The following is a 24,334-nucleotide window of genomic DNA, read 5'->3' as shown; positions in this document are numbered from 1 at the left end:
ACACGCCGATCATCAACCGGCTTGCCCGGTACGGTGGTTGCTATCCTGGCCGGTGCTTCGTACGAGGTGGCTCCCGGCCGGGGCCGAGGCAGCTGGGGGTTCCGATGACGGGTGTCCGCGTGAGCGTGCTGGGGCCGGTGCGGGTGGAGTCCGACGGGGTTCCGGTCCAACTCACCCCGCTGACCAGGCGGTTGCTGGTCCGGCTGGTGGCGGCGGATGGCGAGGCGGTGCCGGTCCGGCAGCTGCGCTGGGACGTCTGGGGCCGGCAGGCCGATCTCCCGGGCCAGGGCGCGCGGGGCCGCAACGAGGTGCAGAAGCGGGTGGTCGAACTGCGGCGCGCGATCGGCGGCGGCGATCTGCTCCTGGGCGCGCGGGTCCTGCGCACCGAGCAGCTGTCGACGGCCCGGGGCTCGGAGACCGGCTACCGGCTCAGCCTCGCGCCGGCGGAGCTCGACAGCGCCCGCTTCACCGAGCTGGTCAACGACTCCTTCCAGGTCGGACCGGTGATGGCGGCCTGGCGTCTTGAGGAGGCGCTGGGGATGGTCCGGGGCAGACCGCTGGCCGAGGCCGCCGGCGAGGAGTTCGCCGAACCGCTGATCCGCCGGCTGACCGGTCTGCAGGACACCGCCCGGCGGGAGTTGATCTCCTGCCGGGTCAGACTCGGCCGGCCGGAACTCGCGCTGCCGGTCGCCGAGGCGGCGGTCCGGGACCGCCCGGACGACCCGTCCTGGGCCTCCGAACTCGGCCGGCTGCGGGACGGGTTGCGCGGCCGCTGGGACGACGAGCTGCTGCGCATCGCGCTGCCCGACCGGGCGATCGAGGTCGTGGTGATCTGCGGCGACCTGTTCGACCAGGAGGACGCCAACCTCGTGGCGGGCTTCACCGACACCTTCGACACCGAGATCGACCAGGACCTCGTGATCAGCCGGTCGAGCATCCAGGGACAGCTCGTGGAGCGGCTGTTCGGCGGCCGCAGCGAGCTGCTGGACGCCGAGCTGGAACGGGCGCTGCGGCCGGTGCCGGTGGTCGAGCGGGAGCGGAGCCGGGACAAGCCCCGCGGGCGCCGGCTGCGCTATCCGATCGGGACGACGGTGGCGGTGCCGGTCGGCCGCCGCCGGGTCTTCGCCACCGCGTACTCGCGGCTGGGCAACGACATGGTGGCCCGGTCGGGTCCGGAGCACCTCGCGCTGGCCCTGGACCGGCTCTGGGAGGCGGTGGCGCTGCACGGGCAGTACCGCCCGGTCGCGGTGCCGATGCTCGGCTCCGGGCTCGCCCGGATCGTGGACCTCGACCGCGGGCGGCTCGCCAGGCTGATCGTGGAGTCCTTCGTCCGGGCCTGTCTGGACGGCACCCCGGTCGCGCCCGAGCTGCGGCTCGTGGTGCACCCGGACGATCTGCGCCGCACGGACCTGCTGGAGCTGGAGCGCTTCCTCCAGGAGGCCCCGTACCGGCGCGGCTGAGGACCGGGCCGGCACCGCGGCTGAGGACCGGGCCGGCACCGCGGCTGAGGACCGGGCCGGCACCGCGGCCCGCGGCCGGCGCCTGCGCATGCGTCCCCTCCCGCCGTGGTGGTGGGCGGGAGCGGACCGCGCAGTCCCCCCTGCGGCGGCGGTCCGCTCCCCTCCGGTGGACAGCACAGCAGTCGGGGCGCTTCCGGGGAAAGGCGCAGCTGCTTCCGGTCCGCTTCCGGTCGGGGGCCGTTCAGGAGGCGGGCACCGGCGGCCCGCCGTGCGGGAGCCGGGTCGGCGGTGCTCCGGCCCGGCTCCCGTGCGGTCAGGGCGTGAGGCGGTTCGGCCCGCGGAAGAGGAAGGTCGCCTCACGGATCGAGTCGAGGCCGAGCAGCACCATCAGGACCCGGCCGAGGCCCATGCCGAGGCCGCCGTGGGGCGGGCAGCCGAAGCGGAAGCAGTTGAGGTAGTCCTGCATCGGGTCGGTGTTCACGCCCTTCTCGGCGGCCTGGTCGAGCAGGACGTCGTAGCGGTGCTCGCGCTGGGCGCCGGTGGTGATCTCCAGGCCCTTCCACAGCAGGTCGAAGCTGAGGGTGAGGTCGGGGCGGTCGGCCGGGCGCTTGTGGTAGAAGGGCCGGATGCTGCTGGGGTAGTGGGTGACGAACACGAACTCGTGCCCGGTCAGCTCCTTGAAGTGCGCGGCGACGGCCCGCTCGCCCTCCGGGTCGAGGTCCTCCTTCTCGCCCTGCGGGTCCCAGCCGCTGGCGCGCAGGATCGCCTGAGCCTCGGCCATGGTGACCCGGGGGAAGGGGGTGGCGGGGACGGTCACCTCGGTGCCGAACTGCTCCCGGATCTCCTCGCCGTGCACCTCGGCCACCTTGGCGAGGGCGTGGGCGAGCATCTGCTCCTCGAAGGCCATCACGTCCTCGACGTCGGTGATCCAGGCCAGTTCCACGTCGACGCCGGTGAACTCGGTGGCGTGGCGGGAGGTGTAGGACCGCTCGGCGCGGAAGACCGGGCCGATCTCGAAGACCCGGTCGATGCCGGCCGCGATCGCCATCTGCTTGAAGAACTGCGGCGACTGCGCCAGGTAGGCGCTGCGGTCGAAGTAGCCGAGCTTGAAGACCTCGGCCCCCGACTCGGAGGCCGCGCCCATCAGTTTCGGGGTGTGCATCTCGGTGCAGCCCTGCGCGTAGGCGTACTCGCGCATGCCCGCTTCGAGGGTGGTCTGCACGGCGAACAGCAGGCGTGCGGCCTGGCGCCTGCGCACGTCGAGGAAGCGCCAGTCCAGGCGCTGTTCGACGCCGGTCTTCTCGTCGATCGGCAGCAGGGCCTCGGCGCGGTTCAGCACCTCGACCGACTCGGGGACGATCTCCACCCCGCCGAGCTTCACCACGGGGTTCTCGACCACCCGGCCGGTGATCCGGACGGCGGACTCGGTGGTCAGCCCCTCCAGCCCGGCCTCCAGCGCGCTGCCGTCGCGCCGGTGGGTCACCTGGGCCGTACCGGTGTGGTCGCGGACCAGGACGAACTGCATGGTGCGCTGCAGGCGCAGGGTGTTCACCCAGCCGGAGACGGATACCGTCCGGCCGATGTGTCGGGCCAGGTCGCCGACGAGGACTCGTGCGTTCGACTGGATCATTGTTGTCCTCCACGCGGACATCGTCATGATCCCTTGGGAGCGTGGGCGGGAAGGGTGCCCGCGGTGCCACCACGCTTCACTGCCGCCGCTGGGGAACGGGGCAGTCTCATTCGCGCCCGTGACGGGGGCGGCCGGCGGGGCATTGGGCCCCGAGGGGGCCGTTCCTCCCCGCGCTCGGGAGGGTCTTGGGCAGCGGACACGAGGCCGCCTTCCCAGCTTCCGGCGGCTCTCTCGGCTCGTGCGGTCCGTGCCTACTTGTCTCCGTCAACGCTTTGCTGAGGGCTGATCGGTTTCGACCGTTGCCGGTCGCGGCCGATCAGGGGCCGGTCACGGTTCGAGGTGTCCCACGAACCGGGGGAACGGGACGACCTGGCGGATGTTCCCGAGATCCAGGCATTTCGTCAGGAGCCGCTCGATACCCAGCCCGAATCCGGTAAGCGGCGGAACTCCGCCCTCCAGGACGTTGAGGTAGTAGGAGAAATGCTCGGGGTCGAGATTCTGCTCCGCCATCCGCTCCAGGAGGCGGGCGGGCTCGATGACGCGCTCTCCTCCGTCGACGATGTCCACCTCGTTCCAGTAGAGCCGGAAGTCGTTCGCCACCTGGGCGCCGACCGCCGGTTCGTAGCGGGTCGACGAGAAGAACGCCTTGTGCTCGGCGGGCAGGTCGACCGCCCAGAACAGCGTCCGGTCCAGGTGCCGGGCGACGGCGTTCGCGTGGTACCGCTTGATTTTCCCGCCGCGTACCAGGGGCGCGCAATCACTTTTCGCGGTGATGGCGCAGATCTCGTCGTAGGTGACGACGGGGATGTCGGCCAGGTGCTCCTCCGGGAGCCGGGCCTCGGTGTGGGCGCAGACCGACCGCACGATCCGGTTCGACAGATCCATCATGTCGGCCCGGTTCCGGTAGGCGGAGGTCGCCTCCAGGATGAGGAATTCGCTCAGGTGCTGCGAACTGTGGTTGATGTCCGCACGGAAGAGCGGCGAGATCTCGAAGACCGAGGCGAAGTCGCCCGCGGCGAAAGCGGTGTGGAACAGCAGGTTGCTGAGCGAGAGATAGGCCTCCTGGCCGAAGAAGTCCACCTTGAACTTCATGGTCGGGCCGTCGGTCATCCGCCCGACCAGCCGCGGGGACTGCACCTCGACGTACTGCTCCGCCGCCATCAGGTCGCGGATCGCCTTGATCGCCGTCCATTTCTTCAGCAGCCGGTCCCGGACCTCCGGGAGCCGCATGTAGACGTGCTGGTCCGGGAGGATCTCCTTGCCGTAGGGCATCTGCCTGAGGCGGGACGAGGCGATGGAGCGGTTCTCCGCGACCACCTCGAAGGACTCGACGTGGACCTCCTCGGAGAACTTCCTGGACTTCTCGCTCAGCCGGGCAGTGCCGGCGACGCGGACGACGCTCTCCTCGGCGATGGCCGGGCGGCCGGGAAAGACGCAGAGGTACTCCCGGTCGGGGCAGCGCAGCGTGGCGAAGGCCAGCCGCTTGCCCATCGGCCGGATGGAGAAGATCCGTCCGGTGAGGACGATCTGGGACATGGTGGGGCCCCCTTGGAATCGGGCTGACGGGCAGGCGGAGCAGGCGGTCCGGTGGGACCCGCGGCGCGCGGGGCCGGTCGCCGGTGGAGGGACCGGACCCCGCGGGGCGCCGGGGCTACTTGGGCTTGCGCGCGACGACGAAGAGGTTGTTGCCGCGCTCGGCCAGGCCGGGCTCGCCGAGCAGTCGCAGCTCGATGTCCTTGATGCGGCCGTACGCGGCCTCGTCGGACAGCGTCTGCCGCACGGTCGCGCTGGTGCCGTCGAGCTGGGTCTCCTGGAAGCCGGGGTACACGGCGACCGGGTAGCCGGTGAGGAAGGACACCGGCAGGCCGATCTCGTTGAGCGTGCCGGTGAGCTCGGTGGGCGTGAACAGGTGCATGGCCGGCATGTCCGGGGTGAACCGGCCGCGGCGCTCGAACGCCGCGCTCTCGGCCTCGTCCAGGTTGCCGGTGAAGATGTTGAAGAAGACCGCGTGGTAGCGGTTGGGGATGACCAGGACGGCCTGGCCGCCCGGCTTCAGCGCGGCCGTGATCTGGCGCAGCACCGAGGGGACGTCGTCGACGAAGCCCAGCACGTTGTGGAAGCTGATGGCCAGGTCGAACTGCTCATCCTCGACCTGCCCGCCCAGCTCGCCGAGGTCGCCCTGCAGCACCTGGAAGCGGTCCGCGTAGCCGTGCTCGACGGACTTGGCGGCGGCGTGCCGGGTCATGTCCGGGGAGAGGTCGAACAGCACGCCCGACATGTCCTTGCGGTGGCGCAGCAGCCGGTCGCTCCAGCGTCCGGTGCCGCCGCCGGCGTCGAGCAGCTTGGCGCCCTCGGGGACGGACGGCAGGACGTAGCGCTCCAGTGCCTCCCAGAGCAGCTCGTCGGAGAGCCGCCAGTAGACCTGCTCGTCGACGCGGTCGTACCCGTCGGCCTTCTTCCGGAAGTACTGGGTGACCTCGGCCTGGTAGTTCTCAGTCATGGTGTCTCCTCGACGTGGTGGTTGTGGTGAAGGGTCAGGGTGGTTCGGCGGGTGCCGGGACCGGGCGGGGCTCAGCCGACCGCCGGTTCCAGCAGGGTGAGTTCGGTGCCGTCGACCGCGACGTGCACGCCGTTCGGCAGGGTGAGGATCGGGTTGGTGTGGCCGAACTCGACGTCGGTCAGCACCGGGACGGCCAGGCCGTCCAGGCACTCCGCGACCGCTTCGGTGAACGCCTCGACCTCGGTGGCGTCCCAGCCGAGCGGGCGGCCCAGGACGACCGCCGCCACGTCGTCCAGCAGGCCCGCGTTGCGCAGGTGCCACAGGTCGGCGTCGGCGGTCGCCGGGGAGTACGGCGGCTCGGGGGTCTCGACGAAGAGGACCCGGCCCGTCGTGTCCGGCTGCCACGGGGTGCCGATCAGGTCGCGGACCGACGGCAGGCAGACCGCCAGTGCGGGGCCGCTCGCCGTGCCCGGGCCCGGGCGCAGCACGCCGCGGGCCGGGGCCGGGGTCCGGTCGCGCGGCCGCTGCTCGCGCTCCCGCCGGGCGTAGTCCAGGTCGACGACCTGGTACGGGATCCGGGGGAGCGGACCGGCCGGCGCCGGCTCGCGGACGACCCGCAGGAAGTGCTCGGCGGTCTCCGGGTACGGCTCCGCCAGTTCCCCGAACTGCGGGATGAGCGCGGGGCCGTAGAAGGTGACCAGGCCCGTCGCGGTGTGCACGGCGCTCAGCAGGGAGGTGGCGTCCGAGTAGCCGCAGAAGACCTTGGGGTTGGCCGCGATCAGCTCCATGTCCAGGCCGGAGAGCAGCTGAGCGGAGTGCAGCCCGCCGATGCTGTACAGCACCGCGTGCACGGTCGGGTCGGCGAACGCCTGGTGCAGGTCGTCCAGCCGCTCCTGCACCGAGCCGGAGGTCCAGCCGCGCACCCCCTTCGCGTGGGGCATCATCCGGACGGTGAAGCCCATGCGCTCCAGGGCCTCGGTGCCGCGCCGCACCTCCTCGACCAGGAAGGCGGTGGCGGGGCAGGCCGGTGAGACCACCGCGATGGTGTCGCCGGGCCGCAGGGCCGGCGGCCGGACGGTTGCCGGGGATTCGGGCACGTCGACTCCTCGTGGGGGATGGGGCTCGGGGACATGGGGACCAGCCGGGTCAGGCCGGGGATCCGGCCGGCTCGGGCAGGGCCTGCGCCGGGGCGGTGAGGTACCGCTCGGCGGCCCGGACGGCGAGGGCGAGGGCGAGGCAGGTCGCACTGAGTCCGGCGATGAACCCGCTGCCGCCGCCGCTGCCGATCACGGCGCCCGCGGTCAGCGGGCCGAGGATGAACCCGGCCGAGATCGCCATGCTGTAGGCCGCGTTGAAGCGGCCGCGGGCGTCGGCCGGGGCGAGCGCGTTGACCAGGGTCGGCATCCCCGCCGCGAAGCAGGTCTCCCCCACGGCGAACACGGCGAGGGCGGCGAGCAGCACCGTGAACCTGGCGGTGCCGCCGGCGACCGATCCGGCGGCCTGGATCGCGGCCCAGCTGACCGCCCAGAGGGCGGCCGCGGTCGCGACCAGCCGGGCGGGGCGCACGGCGCTCAGCTGCTTGTGCAGGAACACCTGCCCGAGCAGGACGCCGCCGGTGTTCACCGCGAACAGCACGGCCAGGGCGGCGGGGCCGATCCCGAGCCCCGAGGTGAGCCGGGCCGGGAGCCCGGACTCCAGCTGCGCGTAGCTGACGCAGAACAGCAGGCCGCCCAGCACCAGCAGCAGCAGGAACCTCGGTTGGCGCAGGACCACCGCGTAGGAGGTCCCGTCGGCCCCGGGCCCGGCCGTGGGGCGCCCGCCGGCCGGACCGGCCGCGCGCAGCAGGGCCGGGCGGAGGAAGGCCGCCCCCACGAGCAGACAGCTGAGCGCGTCCGCCAGGTAGAGCCCCCGGAAGGCGAGGTGGCTCGAACCGGCCGCCACGGCGGCGCCCAGCAGACCGCCGACACCGAGGGAGACGTTGGCGCCGGTGAAGCTCAGGCTGAAGATCGCGGGGTGCTGCGCGCTGGGCGCCGACCCGGCGAGCATGGTGTTCCAGGCGGCCGAGCCCCCGAGGCCCAGGCCGACCACCGCCGCGGCGGTGATGAAGTGCCAGCCCTGGCCGGCGGCCGCGTACCCGGCCAGGCCGAGCGCCTGGACCACCATGTACAGCGTGACGACGAACTCGGCGCCGTGGCGGTCGGTCAGCCGCCCGGCCAGCAGGCTGCCGAGCATGACGCCCACCGAGACGGTGGCCATCGCGGCGGTCGCCACGGTGAGCGGCAGCCCGTTCACCTGGTGCACGTAGACCACCAGGAACGGTGTGACGAGGCCGGCGCCGAGGTTGTTGACCATGGTGAGCAGCAGCAGCCGTCTGCTGCGCGCGGGCAGGGCCTGGATGTCCTTGATCAGCAGCATGCGGGCCGCTCTCTCCTGTCGTGGGGCGTCGCTCGGGGGTTGGTCCGGGGCCTGGGGCCCGGACCTTCGGGGGCCGGGCAGCGCGGGCTCAGACCCGCAGCCACACGTTCCGGGTGAGGCAGCGCACCGCGCCGTCGGCGGCGACCAGGATCTTCACCGGCTGCAGGTCGGTCTTGGCCCGCGCACCGTCGCTGCTCCCGGCGAACTCGACCGTCCGGGACTCGCCCGGGGCGAGCTCGACGGCGGTGGTCCGGGCGAGCGTGCAGTGCAGGAGCTGTTCGTTGACGACGGCCGCGCCGAGCGCCACCGCGACCGGGCGGTCCGCCGGGGCGGTGACGGTGACCCGGACGGTGAACGGCTCGCCCCGGCGGACCTCCGGCGGGCTCTGCACCGCCACCTGCGCCGCGAACTCCGCCGCTCCGGCCTCGACCTCGCCGCAGCGCACGCACACCAGGCTGTGCAGCGGCAGACCGACGCCCGCCCCGGTCCTGATGTCGTGCCGGACGAGGGCCTCGGCACCGCACTGCGGGCAGTCGCCGAGACCGGGCCCGGTCCGGGCCCGCCACGGCCTGGGCCAGCCGTCGGTGGCGGAGTAGAAGGAGGTGCTGACCCACCGGGTCTCGTCCGCCAGCAGCCGCTCCTGGAGCCGGGAGAGCCCGTCCAGGGCCTCGGCGAACGCGTCGACCGCCTCCTGGGCGGCCCGCAGCCCGGTCGCCTCGGCGCGGTCGCGCACGGCGGTGACGGCCTGGTGCCGGAGGTTGTCGAGCTGCGCGCGGTTGGGCTTGAGGCCCATGCCGTCCAGGGCGCGGAGCCGGTCCAGCCAGGGCAGGGCGCGCTGCGTCCAGGCGGTGTCGAGCTGGGGCGGGGCGGGGTGCAGGCGGCCGGCGCCGCGCCCGGCCGCCGAGGTGAGCACCCAGCTGGAGGCGCCGTCGGCGCGGGTCACCGCGAGCGGGCCGTCCTCGTCGTCCGCGAGGAGGTCCGGTGCGGCGACCAGCAGGGCGCCCGGGCCCTCGGCGACGTCGACTGCGCCGTCCACCAGGGGGAGCGGCTGCCCGGTGTCCCCGGTGCCCACGGTGTCCCAGGTGTCCCAGGTGTCGCTGGTGTCGCCGGGGGCCCCGGCGGGCCGGCCCGGCGACACCGGGGCGGGGACCAGTCCGGCGTCGCCGAACAGGACGAGCTTGCCGACCCCTTCACGGTCCGCGTCGATCGCGCTGTTGGTCTCGCGCAGCGCCGCACCGAGCGTCAGCCCGCTGCGGACCAGGGCCTGGAAGAGCGGCGCGGCGTACTCGGCCCCGCCACGGGTGCCGGCGGCGACCGCCACCGCGAGGGCGGATCCCTCCAGCATGTTCAGCGGCACCGACACGTCGGTGCGCACCGACCCCCGGCCCGCGACGGCCGTCCGGCAGCTGTCCAGCACCACGAAGGCGGCCCGGACCTGGGACGCCCGCAGGTGCTTCTCCATCGGGACGTCCGCGCGCCAGCAGCCCTCGCCCTGCTGGCAGGCCGTCAGGTGCTCCGACCACTCGGTACCGATCCCCGGGAGGACGGCGAGCAGCGGCTGCTCCTCGGAACGGCCGCAGATGCCACCGCCGTTGAGGTGCATCACGCAGTCGCGGGCGTGCCCCCGGCCGGCCAGCACGGCGACCCCCTCGCCGATGACGCTGCGCAGCCGGCGCGGCGAGGCGTCCGGGCCGAAGAGCCGGCCGGGCGCGGACTCCTCCGGGGAGAGCGCGTCGACGAACACGTCGCCCAGCGCGGCGGCCGCCGGGCCGTTGAGCAGGGTGCGGACGGCGAGGGCGCTCGCGGCGCCCGCGCTGCGGGCCGTGAAGAAGCCGAGCTGCGCGTCGACCGGGACGGCCGCGAGCTCCTCCGGCCCGATGACGGACGGCCCCGCGACGACGGTGACCGGTGTGCTGCGGGCGAGCTCCACCGCCTCGGCGAAGGAGCCGTCGAGCAGCGGCCGGCCGGTGGCGCCGGCGAGCACCCGCCCGACCGCCGCGTACTGCGGGTCGCAGACGAACACCGTGCCCTGCCAGGACGGCCCGGCCGGGCCGGGGGCGTCCTCGCCCGCGGTGGGGAGCGACCCGCACGAGGCGGTGAAGCGCTCCCAGGCGTCGGCGAGGACGGGAAGCGGCGAGGCCGCCCCCTCGACTCCCGAGGCGTACTCGGCGTACTGGGCGGCGTCCGCCACCGCTACGACGGTGCGGCCCGCGAGGGAGAGCCGGCCCGGGGTACTGAGTGCCATGATCGCTTTCTCTTCTGCCGTGAGGTCCCGCGCTGTCCGCGGTCGGGAGGGTGGTGCCGCCCGTGCGGGCGGTCGCAGCGGCCGCTACGGGGCGGTGGCGACGCCGTTCAGCCGGGGGGCGAGCTGCAGGTCGCGGATGTCCTTGTGGCCGAGCACCCACATCAGCCAGCGCTCGACACCGAGGCCGAAACCGGTGGTGTGCATCGGCCGCTCCTGCTTCATCCGCACGTACCACTCGTAGTCGGCCTCCGCGACCTCGTGGTGCGCCAGCGCGGCCCGGGTCTCGTGGCCGTCCAGGTGGCGCTCGCCGCAGCCGACGATCTCGCCGAGCCCGAAGAGCAGGTCCGCGTTGCGGGCGGTGCGCCGGTCCTCGTCGCCGTACGCCTGGTAGAAGGGCACCGACAGGTGGTCGTAGTGCGTGACCCAGAGGACCGGGCTGACCTCTTCGAGCAGCCGCTGCTCGCCGCGCCGGGTGAGCGTGCGCCAGTCGCCGTGGTCGGTGACCGCGTACGGGTCGTCGCCCAGGTGGGCCACCGCCTCGTCGAAGGTCATCCGGGGGAAGGCGTCCAGGGCGAGCATCTGCTCGATGTGCGCGACGCTGCCGGCCACCGCGAGGACCGAGTCGCGGTGCTTGTCGAGGACGCCGGCGGCCAGGTGGCGCATGTAGGCCTCGACGACCTCCATGCACGCGTCGAGGTCTCCCGGGAGCTCCGCCTCGCTGTGGAAGAACTGGTTGAGGTGCGTCTCGTCGCAGTCCTCGCCGCGGAAGCTGGGCATCAGGTACCAGGCGCCCGAGGGGCTGAGCCGGCAGCCGTACTCCAGCATGAACTGCATCGAGTCGGCGAGGTAGGTGGGCTGGCCGAACAGGTCGATCTGCACCGGCAGCGAGTCGCTGCCGCGGCCCATCGGGCTGGAGATGGTGCCGGTGGTGATCGGCAGGTGGAGCGACTTGACGCCGCGTTCGGCCCAGAAGCCGCTGGTGGCCGTCGTGACCAGGTCCTGGAGGTCCACCAGCGTCCGGTACATCGGGTCGTCGAGGATGTCGAGGAACCGGTCCGGGGAGGGGCGCCAGCCGCCGTGCGAGAAATCGGTCTTCATGGTCTTGGTGACTTTCTGGTCGTCCGAGGTCGTCCGAGGATTCGGTAGCTCTGTGCATGGCCCGTGGTCGCGGTCGACGCGAACGGGGGCAACCGCCGGCGCGGTCGAGAGACTTCCGGAAAGGGGGTCGGAGGGGAATTCCGGGCTGCGACGCCCTTTCGTTCGGCGGTCCGACTGCCTGGACAGATATTTGCATGCGACCGGTGGCGTGTCACCGGGTTCCGCTGGCATCAAGTTGCATGGGCAGCTTCACGCCCGGGGGTCGCCGGAAGTGGTCCGGGCTGCCGGTCGGGCTGCTCTGAGCTGGGTGTTTGCACCATCCGGCCCGCTCCGGCCAGGCTCCGCGGCGCCCGGCCCGCCGCGGCCGCGGGAGCGGTGCGCTTTTCCGGCGGTAGGGTCTTGCCTCATCGGGATACCGGCGGGGTAGGCTGCCGACCCGGGCATTCCAAGCCCCGTCCGGGCGCTCATTCAGGCGCCCGTCCCGTACCTTTTCCGGTGCCCTGTGGGGATTCCCGGAAATCGGCCCCGGATGATTCCGGCCGGGTGGTCCCCATTCCTTCTGGCGGATTCCCCGGTATTCCCGCCGATCACCGTTCGGCGCACACCCGGGGGAAGTCCCGGCGTTGCCACCCCCCTTCGACTTCACCGGAAGGAGGCTGCCGCCTTGCTGGCGTCGGCACCCGTACCCCCGCTCGGAGCCTCGGAGCTGCTGGTCCTCCTGCTGCGCGGAGCACCTGGCCGACGCCCGGCGGGTGGAGAGCGGCCCCTACGGGGAGATCCGGGTCCGCAAGGACTACTCGCCGGACGGCCTGGGCCGGGCCCACCCGGTCGGCTGAGGAGGTGCCGTGCACCCGCGGGCGGCGGGGCGGGCCGTCGTCACAGCCAGCCCTTCTCCGCCGCGCGCAGTCCGGCCTCGAAGCGGCTGCTCGCACCGAGCCGGCTCATCAGGTCGGACATCAGGCGGCGGACGCTGCGCAGCGAGAGTCCGAGCCGCTTGCTCGCGGCCTCGTCGGTGATGCCGGTGGCGAGCAGGTTGAGCAGGGCCTGCTCCTGCGGGGTGAGGCTGCGGTCGTCGCGCTCCTCGGGCACCCCGAAGGGGGTCGCCGCCTCCCAGAGGCTCTCGAAGAGGCCGGTCAGACCGGTGAGGATGCTCTTCTCCTGGACCACCAGGGCGCCCGCGGCACTGTTCTCCGGGTCGATCGGGAGGACGCCGAAGGCCTTGTCGATGACGATCATGTGCAGCGGCAGGGTCGGCGCGGTGCGGACCGCGCCGCCGATGCTGGTGAGCCAGGCCGCGTACCGGCGGGTCGTCGGGTCGTTGCGGATGCTGTCCAGGTAGACGGTCTGCATCTTGATGCCGCGTTCCAGCAGGTCGCGGTCCAGGTCGCGGCTGGCCTCCAGGCCGGCCGGGTCGAGCGGCGTGAACGGGATGATGCTGAGCACCTCGCGCTGGATGTTGTGCGACAGCTCCTCGATCCGCTCCCGCACCTCCACCAGGTCGGTGAGGCGTTCGATGCTCACCGAGTTCATCGCGCTGCGGTGCTCGGAGAACTCGTCGATCAGCCGGGCCGCCGCCGAACGACCCTGGGTGACGGCCCGCTGCTGTTCGAGCAGTTGCGACTCCCGCTCGGAGAGCAGGGCCGACAGCCCGACCCGGGGGCTGACCGCGAACACCGATTCGGAGTTCATCCGGGACGGGCGGACCAGGGCCAGGTCGGCCAGCTCGTCCAGGCTCCTGCGCACCCGCTGCTCGTCGTGTTCGAGATGGACGGCCAGCTCCTGGACCCCCCAGCGGGGGTGCAGCAGCATCGTGCGGTAGACCGATTCGGCGTGGGAGCTCAGGCCAAGACATTCCAGCATGATTACTCAGGCATTCCAGGAAATGGCGCGGATAACGGCGAAATGCATTCCGCGGCACGGTTCGACGGGTGAATCATGGTGAGCCGATCATCGGGCGGGTGGGTCCATCGAAAGGGCGCTCAGTCGCATTCGGTCGACGACCTCGCGGCGATTGGGACACCACTCGTCCGACGACCTGCCGAGCCATGCTACCCGAACTGAGTTCACCCCCCCTTATCGTCACGCGCAGTGACATCCAGCCGAGGAAGGTTTCCTTTGTGTACGTGATCATTGTGGGGATCGGTTCTTCCGTCGCCGAGCCGGCGGCGCTGAACGCGGACTCGATCGCAGCCGTACTGATGGCGGGCCGGACCGCGGCGGATCCGCTCCAGCACGTCCGGGCCCGAGCCGCCCCCGCCGGCGTCGACCTCGCCCTGTTCGTCCGGGCCGACTCCCGGGCGCAGGCCGAGTTCCATGCGCTGAGTGAGGTGCGCAGGCTTGCCGCCGCCATCCCGGGCGCCACCGTCCGGCTCCCGTCCGGAGCGTCCGCCGCGCCCGCCTGACCCCCGTCATCCGGCCGGTCGGGCACCAAGGTGCCAGTGCTGCAAACTGCCAGGTCGGACGGCTGACAGAAACTCCGACAGCCTGCATGATTTCTCCAGACGCCCGGCGGATTCAAGCCCGGAGCGCATCACCGAGTGAAATCCGACGCCTCTTCGGCGCGCATATCGCGAACCCTTCCGGACCGTTCCGGAGAATCTTCAGGAGTACTTCCATGTCCAAGCTCGCCCGTATTGTCGCGCTCGCCGTCGCCGCCCTTTCGCTGGCCGGTACGGCCGCCACCGCGAACGCCGCCCCGGCCGAGACCGCGGCGACCGGCACCGCCACCACCGTCGTCCTGGACAGCCTCTACTGGGGCTGAAAACCCGGGCGGCAGTACTCGGATACCCGTTTCCTGAGTGGAGATTAAATTGGCCACGAGGTCAGACTCGAAGCGGGCTGCGGCCACGCTGGTCCAGCTCTTCGAGCGCAGCGCCGAGCAGTTCGCCGACCGCCCCGCGGTCAGCGACGACACCGCGTCGCTCACCTACGCCGGGCTCGCCGGGCGGTCGGACGCGATCGCGGCCGTGCTGCGCGAGCGCGGGGTGGGCACCGACGACCGCGTCGGCCTCCACCTCGCCCGCGGGGTGGACGTCGTCGCCGCGATCCTCGGCATCCTCAAGGCCGGCGCGGCCTACGTCGCCGTCGACACCCGCTACCCGGACGCCCGGCGCGACCTGATGCTCACCGCGTCCGGCGCCAAGGTGGTCCTCAGCCACGGCGAGCTGGCACAGCGGCTCGCGCACCTCGGCGTGGACGTACTCGACGTGGACGTACTCGGCGTGGACGTACCGGGCGCGGACGTACCGGGCGGGAGCGTCCGGCCGGCGGCGGTCGGGGCCTCGGACGCCGCGAGCGTGCTCTTCACCTCCGGGTCGTCCGGCACGCCGAAGGCGATCGTCCTGGAGCACCGCAACATCGTGTCCTTCGCCTGCAACCCGAGCCTGCCCGCGCTGGTGCCCGAGGACCGGGTCGGCCAGATCTCCAGCCTCTCCTTCGACGCCTTCCACTTCGAGATGTGGAGCACGCTCGCGTCCGGTGCCGAGATCGTGGTGCTGCCGCCCGTCCCGGACCTGCTCGCGGCCGACTTCCAGCGGGAGATGAAGCGGCGCCGGATCTCCGCGATGCTGGTGCCGACGATGGTCGTCAACCACGTGGTGCGCGAGGACCGGGACGCGTTCGCCTCGCTGCGCATCCTCCAGGCCGGCGGCGACGTCCTGCTGCCCTCCGCCTGCCGCGACCTGCTCGCCGGGCGGTTCCGGGGCGAGCTCCACAACCTCTACGGGCCGGCCGAGATCACCACCGCGTGCACCGCGCACCGGGTCACCGCGGCGGACGCCGAGGCGGACTCCGTCCCCATCGGCCGCCCGCTCGCCGGGGTCACCGTGCTGGTGCTCGGCGCCGACGGCACACCGGTCGCGGCGGGGGAGACCGGCGAGATGTACGTCGGCGGCCCGGGCCTCGCCCGCGGCTACCTGGAGCGCCCCGACCTCACCGCCGAGCGCTTCGTCACCAACCCCACCCCGGAGGGGCCGGACCGGCTCTACCGCACCGGCGACCTCGCCCGGTCGCGGGCGGACGGCGTGCTGGAGTTCGTGGGCCGCGCCGACAACCAGGTCAAGATCCGCGGCTACCGGGTCGAGCCCGGCGAGGTGGAGCGCGGCCTGCGGCGGCACGCGGCCGTGCACGAGGTCGTGGTGCTGCCCGCCGGGCAGGGCGACGACCGCCGGCTGGTGGCCTTCGTCGTCCTCGACGACCCCCGTGCGCTCAGGTCGCTGCGCGGCTTCGCCGAGGCCGAGCTGCCGGACTTCATGGTCCCCAGCGGCTTCGTCGCGCTGCCCGAGATCCCGGCGAACGAGCACGGCAAGCGGGATCTGGAGGCGCTGCACGAGCTGCTCGACCGGCACCACCGGCGCCAGGAGTCCTACCGGGCGCCCGGCTCCGGGACCGAGCGCTACCTGGCCGAGCTGTGGGGCGAGCTGCTCGCGGTGGAGGACATCGGCCTCGCCGACGACTTCTTCGCGCTGGGCGGCCACTCGATCCTCGCGTTCCGCATGCAGACCCGGATCCGCCGGGACCGCGGCGTCCGGCTGGACTTCTCCACGATCATGCGGAGCCCGGTCCTCGGGGACCTCGCCGCCGCGATCGACTCCGCGATCGACTCCGTGACCGACTCCGCGACCCAGGACGGCGACCAGTGACCGGGACGACGAGCACCGCCGGGCCGACGAGCACCGCCGGGACGACGGACACCGCCGGGACGACCGCCGCCGAGCTGGCGGGCGTCGACCTGACCGACGTCGACCTCTTCCTGCGCGGCGAGCACCACGACGTGTTCGCCCGGCTGCGCCGGGACCGGCCGATCCACTGGAACGAGGGCGCCGACGGCAACCGCTTCTGGGCCCTCACCAGCTATGACGACGTGCTCTGGGCCTACAGCAACCACGCCGTCTTCGGCTCCGCGCGCGGCGCCGTGCTCGGCGGGTCGTTCCGCAGCGAGGAGGACTCGGCCGGCGGCCGGATGCTGGTCGCCGCCGACCTGCCCCGTCACCGGATGCTGAAGCAGCGGATCCACCCGGCGATGTCCAGCGCGGTCGTCGACCGGGTCGCCGCCCAGGTCCGGCTGCTGGTCGACCGGGCGCTGGAGCGCGCCCGCAGCGCCGGCGGCTGCGACTTCGCGGGCGAGGTGGCGACCGAACTGCCCGCCGGCGCGCTCATGGTGGTGATGGGCATCGGCTACCAGGAGGCGCACGACCTGATCGGCCTCACCCGCCGGATGATCGGCTTCCGCGACGAGGTGTTCGTCGACACCGGGGGTGACGAGCGGCTGCGGCTGGCCTGGGTCCAGGCGGAGATCTTCGAGTTCTTCGCGGACCTGGTCGCGCGGCGGCGCCGGTCGCCCGGCGACGACCTGGTCAGCCTGCTGCTGCGGGCCGAGATCAACGGGCGCCCGTTCACGGAGGAGGAGATCTTCTACAACTGCATGAACGTGGCGGTCGGCGGCAACGAGACCTCCTCGTACACCGCCTGCACCGGCCTGATGGCCTTGATGGACCACCCCGAGCAGTACCGGCGGCTGGTCGAGCGACCCGGACTGCTCGGCGGCGCGGTGGAGGAGATCCTGCGCTGGAGCTCGACCAACGCCTACGTCCAGCGGGTCGCCAAGCGCGACGTCGACCGCGGTGGTGTGGAGATCAGGGAGGGCGACTCCGTCACCCTCTGGAACGTCTCGGCCAACCGCGACGAGGCGCAGTTCGAGAACGCCGGGCAGTTCGACATCGAGCGCCGGCCCAACCGGCACCTGACCTACGGCGCGGGCATCCACCGCTGCATCGGCGCGCCGATCGCCCAGTCCGAGCTGTCGCTGCTCTTCGAGCGGATCACCTCCTCCGGGCTGCGGTTCAAGGCCGCCGGCGAGCCCCGGCGGCTGCGGTCCAACTTCATCCTCGGCATCACCCGCCTCCCGCTCGACATCGCCTAGAGCCGGCCCAGCCCGGCACCGCACGGCCCAGCCCGGCACCGCACGGCCCAGCCCGGCACCGCACGGCCCAGCCCGGCACCGCACGGCCTCCCCGGACCGGGAGCAGCACAAGGAGCAACCACCGATGAACCCGACACCTTCCGCGGCCGCCGCCACGCACCGCGAGCCGGACCGGCACGGCGGCCTGATCCACACGCTCTTCACCCGGCGCGCGGAGGAGGCCCCGGACGCCCGCGCCCTGGTCCAGGGCGACACGGTGCTGACCTACGGTCAGCTGGCCGAGGCCTCCGACGCGTTCGCCGCCGACCTGGCCGCGGCCGGCGTCGCCCCGGGCGACCTCGTCCCGGTGCTGATGCCCCGGTCGATCCGGCTGGTGGTGGCCTTCCTCGGGATCCTCAAGTGCGGGGCCGCGTACGCCGCGCTCGACCCCCGCTGGCCGCAGGAGCGGCTGGACCGGCTGGTCCGGCTGATGGGCGCGGGTCTGACGGTCACCGACGGCCCGCCGCCCGCCGGCACCCGGGCCGTCGCACCGGGCCGCCCCATCCCCGGCCGCCCGGTGCCGGTGGTGGAGATCGGCCCGGACAGCCCGGCCGCGGTCTTCTTCACCTCGGGCAGCACCGGCGAGCCCAAGGGGGCGCTCTCCCCGCACGCCGGGACGGTCCGGCTGTTCGACGGCTGCCCCTTCGCGGAGCTGGGCCCGCGGACCGTCATGCCGCTCACCTCGGCCGTCCCCTGGGACGCCCTGACGCTCGAACTCTGGAGCGTGCTGCTGAACGGCGGCTGCTCCGTGGTGGTGGACGAGCCCTACCTGCTCCCGGCCGCGCTGCGGGAGCTGGTCGCCGAGCACGGGGTCAACTGCCTCTCGCTCACCTCGACGCTGTTCAACGTCTTCGTGGACGAGGACCCGGAGGCGTTCGCCGGTGTCGACCAGGTCTTCGTGGGCGGGGAGAAGGTCTCCCCGCGCCATCTGGCGGCCCTGCTGGAGCGCTTCCCCCGGCTGCGCCTGCTGCACTGCTACGGACCGGTGGAGACCACCCTGTTCGCCACCGTGCACCCGGTCCGCCCCGGGGACTGCGCGCTGCCCGAGGGCGTCCCGCTCGGCACGGCGGTGCCGCGGACCGGCCTGTACGTCCACGACGGCGAACGGCTCTGCGGCCCCGGCGAGACCGGCGAGCTGCTGATCTCCGGAGACGGCCTCGCGACCGGCTACCTGGGCGCCCCGGAGCGGACCGCGCAGGCCTTCCCCACGGTGGAGATCGACGGGGTCGCCACCCGGGTCTACCGCACCGGCGACCTGGTGCACCGGACGGCGGACGGCCGGCTGCACTTCGACGGCCGGGCCGACCGGCAGGTCAAGATCCGCGGGCACCGGGTCGAACCGGACGAGGTCGAGCGGGCCGCCGGCGCGCTCGACGGCGTCCACCAGTGCGCGGCCGTACCGCTGCCCGACGGCGCCGGGGGCTGCCGCGGCCTCGCGCTGGCGTTCACCACCGGCCGGCGGCAGCGGCCGACCGGGGACGAACTGACGGCCCACCTGGCCGCCCGGCTGCCCGCCTACCTGGTGCCGCACACGGTGCTCCGGCTGGACGCCCTGCCGCTCAACCCGAACGGGAAGGCCGACGCGGCCGCGCTGCTGCGCCTGGTCGAGGAGCAGCGGACGACCGGCCTCCCCGGAGCCGAGTCGGCCGACGGACCGGCCGACGGAGCGGTCGACGGGCCGGTCGACGGGCCGGCCGGCGAGCTGGAGCGCACGGTGGCGGCGGTCTTCGCCTCGGTGCTGGGCGTCGACCCGGTGCCCGTCGACGCGGGCTTCTTCGACCTCGGCGGTACCTCCCTGGGGTTGGGCGTCGTCTGCACCAGGCTCACCGCCGCGCTCGGCCTCCCGCTGCCGGTCTCGGAGGTGATCAGGCGGCCGAACGTGCGGGAGCTCGCCGCCTGGATCGGCCTGCGCGCCGCCGAGCCCGGCCCGTCCACTGAGCCGTGCGAGCCCACCGGGTCCGCCGAGCCGGGCCCGGCCGTGCCGCTGCGCGACGCCCAGAGCGTCTTCTGGGCCCGCCAGGCGGCCGATCCCGAGGACCTCTCCGGCCTCTGCCCGCTGCTCTGGCACCTCCGGGGCCCGGTGGACGCCGACGCGCTGGAGGCGGCGCTGGGCGATCTGGCCGACCGCCACGAGGCGCTCCGCTCCGTCTACACGCTGGACGAGGACGCCTACGACCCCGTCCCCGTGGCCGTCCCGCGCCCGGCTCCCGCCGGAGCCGGCCCCCTGCTGCGAAGGCTGCCGCCCGCGGACGGCCTGCCGACCGCCGTCGAGGCCGCGCGGCGCGCGCTGGCCCGCCCGCTGGACCCGGAGGCCGGCCGGGTCTGGCGGTCCGTCCTCGTCCCGCTGGAGGGCGGCGCGGACACCCTGTTCGGCCTGGCGTTCCACCACATCGCCTTCGACGGGCACTCCGAGCCGGTGTTCACCTCCGAGCTGTCCCTCGCCTACGCCGCGCGGGCCCGCGGCGAGCGCCCGGTCTTCGCCGGGCCGGCCCCGGGCCTGCGCCAGGTCGAGCGGGAGACGGCCGCGCTCGCCGGGCTGGTCGACCTCAAGGCCCAGCGGTCGTTCTGGCGCGGCGCGCTGCGGGACACCCCGGAGCTGCGCCTGCCGCTGCCCGGGGAAGGCGGCCCGGCGGACCGGTCCGCCGGAGTGCTGGGCTTCGTGCTGGAGGGCCCGGAGGCGGCGACCGTCGAGCGGCTCGCCGCCGAGCACGGGACGACCGCGTTCACGGTGTTGCTCGCCACCGCCTCGGCCGTCCTGGCGGCCGTCACCGGGCAGCGCGACCTCGCGATCGGGGTGCCGGTGTCGCGCCGGGCCTCCCCGCTGCTCGCCGCCGCCGTCGGCTGCCTGGTGGACACCGTCTGCGTCCGGCTGGACGGCGGCCGGGAGGGCTGGGCGGAGCTGGTCGACGGCACCCGGCGGGCGGTGACGGCGGCCCTGTCGAACCAGGACGTGTCCTTCGCCGAGGTGGTCCGCCTGGTGCGGCCGGCCCGGACCGACCGGGACCCGCTCTACCAGTTCCTCTTCGTCTACCAGGACGCCCCGCCCACGCCGCTCGACCTCGGCCCGGCCGTGGCCGTCCCGGTGCGGCTGCCCGCGGCGCAGAGCGTCTGCGAGGTGGTGACGGAGGTCTGGCCGCGCGCCGACGGCACGCTGCTGGTCGACATCACCTACCGGACCGACCGGGTCTCGCCCGGGTTCGCACCGCTGTTCCGCGACCTGATGCTGACGGCCCTGCGCGACGGCCCGCCCGTCCGGCGGCGGTAACCCGGCCGACGCCCCCACCCCTCCGACGAGCAAGTGAGTCCCCCGTGCTGACAACCCCCTCGCCCGACCCGTCCACCGAGCTGTCCACCGACCCGGACCGGTCCCCGATCGCCGACGCGGTGATCGACCACGTCGAGCTCCAGGTGGCCGACCTGGCCGCCACGGTGGCCCGGCTGACCTCCTCCTACGGATTCGAGCCGCTCGCCCCGGTGGCCCGCGACGGCCGGGGCGGCGAGCACCTCTCCGTGCTGCTGGGCCAGGGCCGGATCCGGCTGCTCGTGGTCCAGGCCCTCGACGCGGACCACCCGGCCCGGGCGTTCGTCGAGCGGCACGGGGACGGCGTCGCCGGGATCGCCCTCGGGGTGGCCGACCCGGTCGCGGTGCACGCCCGGCTGGTGGCCCGCGGCGCGGTCACGGTGGAGCCGCCGACGGTGCGGGACGGCCGCCCCCGGGCCACCGTGGCCGCCTTCGGCGACGTCGTCCACCACCTCGTCCAGCGCGGTGCGGACGCGCCCGACGGCGGGCCGGCCGGCTCCGGTGCGGTCGGCTCCGGTGCGGTCGGGACGGGTGCGGTCGGCCTGCGCGCGGTGGACCACTTCGCGGTCTGCCTGCCGACCGGCGGGCTGGAGCCCGCCGTGCGCTTCTACGCCGAGGTGTTCGGGATGCGGGTGATCTTCGAGGAGAACATCGCGGTCGGCCCGCTGGGCATGAACTCCACCGTGGTCCAGAACGACGCGGGCGAGGTCACCCTGACGCTGATCGAGCCGGCCTCCCGGGCCGAGGCGGGCCAGATCGAGTCGTTTCTCGCCGACCACGGCGGGGCCGGGGTCCAGCACGTCGCCTTCTCCTCCGAGGACATCGTCGCCACCGTCGCGACGATGCGCCGGCTCGGCACCCCGTTCCTGCGGGCGCCGTCGGCCTATTACGACCTGCTGGGCGAGCGGCTGACGCCCCGCCGGCACGGCGCGGACCGGCTCCGGGACGGCGACATCCTGGTGGACGAGGACCACCACGGCCAGCTCTTCCAGATCTTCACCCGCTCCGAGCACCCCCGGCGGACGCTGTTCTTCGAGGTGATCGAGCGCATCCGGGCACGCGGCTTCGGCAGCAACAACATCCGGGCGCTGTACGAGGCCGTCGAGCTGCAGCGGTCCGCCACGGGGGTCGGACGGTGAGCGCGCAGCCCGCCGCGCAGCCCGCCGCGCAGGCCACGGAGCCGCCCGCCGTGCACCCCGTCGCGCTGTCCGTCACCGACTACGCGGACCGCGCCCGCTCGGTGCTCGGGGCGCCCGCGTGGGACTGGCTGGAGGGCGGCGCCGGGCAGGAGCGCACGCTGGCGGCCAACCGCGCCGCCCTGGACCGGATCTCGGTGGTGCCCCGGGTGCTGGCCGACGTGGCGTCCTGCGACAGCGGCGCGGTGCTGCTCGGCCGCCCGGCCCGGCTGCCCGTGGCGGTGGCCCCGGTCGCCTACCAGCGGCTCTTCCACCCCGACGGGGAGGCGGCCGCGGCCCGGGCGGCGGCGGCAGCGGGCATCCCGTTCGTCGTCAGCACGCTGACCAGCACGCCGCTGGCGGAGCTCGCGGCGACGGGGGCCGAGCTCTGGTTCCAGCTCTACTGGCCGAAGGACGACGCCCTGCTGCTGCGACTGGTCCGGGGGGCCGAGGAGGCCGGCTGCCGGGCCCTCGTCGTCACCGTCGACGTGCCGTTCATGGGCCGCCGGCTGCGCGACGCGCGGCACGGCTTCGCCCTTCCGCAGGACGTGCGGGCCGTGCTGCTCGACACCCCCGGCGCGAGTGCGGCGCACCGCCGGACGGCGCACGCCTCGGCGGTGGCCGCGCACACGGCCGAGGTGTTCTCCGCCTCGGTCGGCTGGCGGGACCTGGCCCGGCTGCGGCGGGTCACCGACCTGCCCCTGGTGGTCAAGGGGGTGCTGGACCCGGGCGACGCCGTCCGGGCCGCCGAGACGGGGGCGGCCGCGGTCGTGGTCTCCAACCACGGCGGCCGCCAGCTGGACGGGGCCGTGCCGAGCGCCGTCGCGCTCCCCGCGGTGGTGCGCCGGCTGCGCGCGGCGGGGGCGGAGCACTGCCTGGTGCTCTCCGACAGCGGGGTCCGCAGCGGGTCGGACGTCCTGGCCATGCTCGCCCTGGGCGCCTCCGGGGTGCTCCTCGGCCGGCCCCTGGTCTGGGGACTGGCCGCAGGCGGGGAGCACGGCTGCGCCGACGTCCTGCGGCTGCTCGGGGAGGAGTTCCGGCAGGCGATGGCCCTCGCGGGCTGCCCCGACCTGGCGGCCGTCGCCGGACTGCGGACCTCCGCCGACGCCTGCTCCTGCGGGAGCCGGCCGTGGTGAGCGCCCCGCACTCCGGCGGGCCGCACTCCGACGCCCCGCACTCCGACGCCCCGCACGTCGCCGTCCTGCCCCCGGCGGACCTGCAACTGGGGGAGCTGCACGGCTCGCTGGCGGATCCGGCGATGAACGCGATGAACTTCCTGAACGAGATCTCGGCCCGGTACCCGCGGGCGGTCTCGTTCGCGGCCGGCCGCCCGACCGAGGACTTCTTCGACCTGGAGGACGTCCACCGCCACCTGCGCCGGTTCACCGGGTACCTGCGCACCGAGCGCGGGCTGTCCGAGCAGGAGGTCCGGCGGACGCTGATGCAGTACGGCCGGACCAAGGGGATCATCCACGAGCTGATCGCCGCCCACCTCGCCGTGGACGAGGGGATCACGGCGGACCCGGACTCCGTGGCGGTGACCAACGGCTGCCAGGAGGCGATGTACCTGGTCCTGCGCGCGCTCGGGCGGGGCCCGCGGGACGTCGTGCTGGCCGTCTCGCCCACCTACGTGGGGTTCGCCGGCGCCGCCCGGCTCTGCGACCTGCCCGTCCGGCCGGTGCACGGCGGACCGAGGGGCGTGGACCTCGACGACCTGGCCCGGCGGCTGGCCGAGGCGCGGGCCGAGGGCCTGCGCCCGCGGGCGCTGTACGTCATCCCGGACGTGGCGAACCCGACCGGCGTGAGCATGGACCTGGAGACCAGGCGGGCCCTGCTCGCGGTGGCCGCCGAGGAGGACCTGCTGCTGCTGGAGGACAACCCGTACGGGGTGTTCGCGGGGGCCGGGCGGATCCCGTCGCTCAAGGCCCTCGACACCGACCGCAGGGTCGTCTACCTGGGGTCCTTCGCGAAGACGTCCGTCCCCGGCGCCCGGGTCGGGTACCTGGTGGCGGACCAGACGGTGGCCGGGGCCGACGGCGTGGCCGGTCTGCTGGCCGACCGGCTCTCCGTGCTGAAGAGCATGCTCAGCGTGAACACCTCGCCGCTGGCCCAGGCCGTCGTGGGCGGTTGCCTGCTCGCCCACGGGCTGAGCCTGCGGGCGGGCAACCACCGCGAGACCGCGCTGTACGACCGGAACCGGCGGCTGATGCTGCAGGGGCTGTCGGACCGCTTCGCCGACCGGTCCGACGTTTCCTGGAACAGCCCGGCCGGCGGCTTCTTCCTGGCCCTCACGGTGCCGTTCGACGTGGACGACGCCCTGCTGGAGCACTCGGCCCGCGCACACGGACTGCTCTGGACCCCGATGTCCTACTTCTACGGCGGCGCCGGAGGCCGCCACCAGATCAGGCTCTCGTTCAGCGGTCTCCGACCGGAGGAGATCGGCACCGGGCTGGACCGGTTGGCGGCGCTGGTCCGGGAGCGCGGACGACGAGCCGCCGACCGCTGAGCCGCCGACCGCCGCGGCGCGGTGGCGCAGTGCGGTGGCGCGGCG

General features: G+C 73.9%; 18 protein-coding genes. 10 read left to right on the top strand and 8 right to left on the bottom strand.

Annotated features, from left to right (window positions below):
• Positions 1-119: 119 nt before the first annotated feature.
• Positions 120-1,460, top strand: a complete 1,341-nt coding sequence (locus ACFVVX_RS03410; protein WP_387940885.1) for a macro domain-containing protein — start codon at positions 120-122, stop codon at positions 1,458-1,460.
• A gap of 313 nt (positions 1,461-1,773) precedes the next feature.
• Here the strand turns inward: ACFVVX_RS03410 and aspS are convergent, their stop codons facing one another.
• The 7 genes from aspS to ACFVVX_RS03375 all read right to left on the bottom strand — a co-directional run bounded on the left by aspS (position 1,774) and on the right by ACFVVX_RS03375 (position 11,348).
• Positions 1,774-3,090 carry an aspartate--tRNA(Asn) ligase gene (aspS, locus tag ACFVVX_RS03405; protein WP_387940883.1) on the bottom strand — a complete coding sequence of 439 codons (1,317 nt, stop codon included), beginning with the start codon at positions 3,088-3,090 and terminating at the stop codon, positions 1,774-1,776.
• A gap of 327 nt (positions 3,091-3,417) precedes the next feature.
• On the bottom strand, positions 3,418-4,626 hold the full coding sequence (locus ACFVVX_RS03400; RefSeq protein WP_387940881.1) for an amino acid--tRNA ligase-related protein: 1,209 nt from the start codon (positions 4,624-4,626) through the stop codon (positions 3,418-3,420).
• A gap of 115 nt (positions 4,627-4,741) precedes the next feature.
• Positions 4,742-5,590: a class I SAM-dependent methyltransferase gene (locus ACFVVX_RS03395; protein ID WP_387940879.1), complete on the bottom strand. Its 849-nt coding sequence runs from the start codon at positions 5,588-5,590 to the stop codon at positions 4,742-4,744.
• Positions 5,591-5,661: 71 nt separating this feature from the next.
• Complete coding sequence (locus ACFVVX_RS03390) at positions 5,662-6,687, bottom strand: LD-carboxypeptidase (RefSeq protein ID WP_387940877.1); 1,026 nt, start codon at positions 6,685-6,687, stop codon at positions 5,662-5,664.
• Between the two features lie 49 nt (positions 6,688-6,736).
• Entirely contained in the window at positions 6,737-8,005 is a 1,269-nt protein-coding gene (locus ACFVVX_RS03385; RefSeq protein WP_387940875.1) for an MFS transporter, read from the bottom strand.
• 88 nt (positions 8,006-8,093) lie between these two features.
• On the bottom strand, positions 8,094-10,250 hold the full coding sequence (locus ACFVVX_RS03380; protein ID WP_387940873.1) for a hypothetical protein: 2,157 nt from the start codon (positions 10,248-10,250) through the stop codon (positions 8,094-8,096).
• Positions 10,251-10,334: 84 nt separating this feature from the next.
• A complete protein-coding gene (locus tag ACFVVX_RS03375) occupies positions 10,335-11,348 on the bottom strand; it encodes an amino acid--tRNA ligase-related protein (protein WP_387940871.1) in 1,014 nt (337 codons plus the stop codon).
• Between the two features lie 623 nt (positions 11,349-11,971).
• Here ACFVVX_RS03375 and ACFVVX_RS03370 point away from each other — a divergent pair.
• Positions 11,972-12,184, top strand: coding sequence for a hypothetical protein (locus tag ACFVVX_RS03370; RefSeq protein WP_387940869.1), 213 nt, complete (start codon positions 11,972-11,974; stop codon positions 12,182-12,184).
• Positions 12,185-12,224: 40 nt separating this feature from the next.
• Here the strand turns inward: ACFVVX_RS03370 and ACFVVX_RS03365 are convergent, their stop codons facing one another.
• On the bottom strand, positions 12,225-13,208 hold the full coding sequence (locus ACFVVX_RS03365; protein ID WP_387940867.1) for a LuxR C-terminal-related transcriptional regulator: 984 nt from the start codon (positions 13,206-13,208) through the stop codon (positions 12,225-12,227).
• Between the two features lie 257 nt (positions 13,209-13,465).
• On the opposite strand from ACFVVX_RS03365, the gene ACFVVX_RS03360 reads away from it, so the two are divergent.
• From ACFVVX_RS03360 to ACFVVX_RS03325, 8 genes are all read left to right on the top strand, one after another.
• Positions 13,466-13,750 carry a hypothetical protein gene (locus tag ACFVVX_RS03360; protein ID WP_387940865.1) on the top strand — a complete coding sequence of 95 codons (285 nt, stop codon included), beginning with the start codon at positions 13,466-13,468 and terminating at the stop codon, positions 13,748-13,750.
• A gap of 212 nt (positions 13,751-13,962) precedes the next feature.
• On the top strand, positions 13,963-14,109 hold the full coding sequence (locus tag ACFVVX_RS03355; protein WP_387940863.1) for a hypothetical protein: 147 nt from the start codon (positions 13,963-13,965) through the stop codon (positions 14,107-14,109).
• 49 nt (positions 14,110-14,158) lie between these two features.
• Positions 14,159-15,988, top strand: a complete 1,830-nt coding sequence (locus ACFVVX_RS03350) for a non-ribosomal peptide synthetase (RefSeq protein ID WP_387940861.1) — start codon at positions 14,159-14,161, stop codon at positions 15,986-15,988.
• Positions 15,985-17,268, top strand: a complete 1,284-nt coding sequence (locus ACFVVX_RS03345; protein WP_387940859.1) for a cytochrome P450 — start codon at positions 15,985-15,987, stop codon at positions 17,266-17,268. Before ACFVVX_RS03350 ends, ACFVVX_RS03345 begins: the two co-directional genes overlap by 4 nt.
• A gap of 124 nt (positions 17,269-17,392) precedes the next feature.
• A complete protein-coding gene (locus tag ACFVVX_RS03340) occupies positions 17,393-20,572 on the top strand; it encodes an amino acid adenylation domain-containing protein (protein WP_387940857.1) in 3,180 nt (1,059 codons plus the stop codon).
• Positions 20,573-20,616: 44 nt separating this feature from the next.
• Positions 20,617-21,747: a 4-hydroxyphenylpyruvate dioxygenase gene (gene hppD, locus ACFVVX_RS03335; protein ID WP_387940855.1), complete on the top strand. Its 1,131-nt coding sequence runs from the start codon at positions 20,617-20,619 to the stop codon at positions 21,745-21,747.
• Complete coding sequence (locus ACFVVX_RS03330; protein WP_387940853.1) at positions 21,744-22,919, top strand: alpha-hydroxy acid oxidase; 1,176 nt, start codon at positions 21,744-21,746, stop codon at positions 22,917-22,919. The genes hppD and ACFVVX_RS03330 overlap by 4 nt, the downstream gene beginning before the upstream one ends.
• 122 nt (positions 22,920-23,041) lie before the next feature.
• Positions 23,042-24,289, top strand: a complete 1,248-nt coding sequence (locus ACFVVX_RS03325) for a PLP-dependent aminotransferase family protein (RefSeq protein WP_387941301.1) — start codon at positions 23,042-23,044, stop codon at positions 24,287-24,289.
• Positions 24,290-24,334 lie beyond the last annotated feature (45 nt).

The sequence above is a fragment of the Kitasatospora sp. NPDC058170 genome, assembly GCF_042883905.1.
GTDB lineage: Bacteria > Actinomycetota > Actinomycetes > Streptomycetales > Streptomycetaceae > Kitasatospora.
This window is presented reverse-complemented; position numbering and strand designations above follow the sequence as displayed.

Bases quoted from the DNA above. Each gene is read 5' to 3' on its own strand.
- aspS (WP_387940883.1), bottom strand. From the start codon at position 3,090: ATGATCCAGTCGAACGCACGAGTCCTCGTCGGCGACCTGGCCCGACAC.
- ACFVVX_RS03400 (WP_387940881.1), bottom strand. From the start codon at position 4,626: ATGTCCCAGATCGTCCTCACCGGACGGATCTTCTCCATCCGGCCGATG.
- ACFVVX_RS03395 (WP_387940879.1), bottom strand. From the start codon at position 5,590: ATGACTGAGAACTACCAGGCCGAGGTCACCCAGTACTTCCGGAAGAAG.
- ACFVVX_RS03385 (WP_387940875.1), bottom strand. From the start codon at position 8,005: ATGCTGCTGATCAAGGACATCCAGGCCCTGCCCGCGCGCAGCAGACGG.
- ACFVVX_RS03380 (WP_387940873.1), bottom strand. From the start codon at position 10,250: ATGGCACTCAGTACCCCGGGCCGGCTCTCCCTCGCGGGCCGCACCGTC.
- ACFVVX_RS03375 (WP_387940871.1), bottom strand. From the start codon at position 11,348: ATGAAGACCGATTTCTCGCACGGCGGCTGGCGCCCCTCCCCGGACCGG.
- ACFVVX_RS03365 (WP_387940867.1), bottom strand. From the start codon at position 13,208: ATGCTGGAATGTCTTGGCCTGAGCTCCCACGCCGAATCGGTCTACCGC.
- ACFVVX_RS03355 (WP_387940863.1), top strand. From the start codon at position 13,963: ATGTCCAAGCTCGCCCGTATTGTCGCGCTCGCCGTCGCCGCCCTTTCG.
- ACFVVX_RS03340 (WP_387940857.1), top strand. From the start codon at position 17,393: ATGAACCCGACACCTTCCGCGGCCGCCGCCACGCACCGCGAGCCGGAC.
- ACFVVX_RS03325 (WP_387941301.1), top strand. From the start codon at position 23,042: ATGAACGCGATGAACTTCCTGAACGAGATCTCGGCCCGGTACCCGCGG.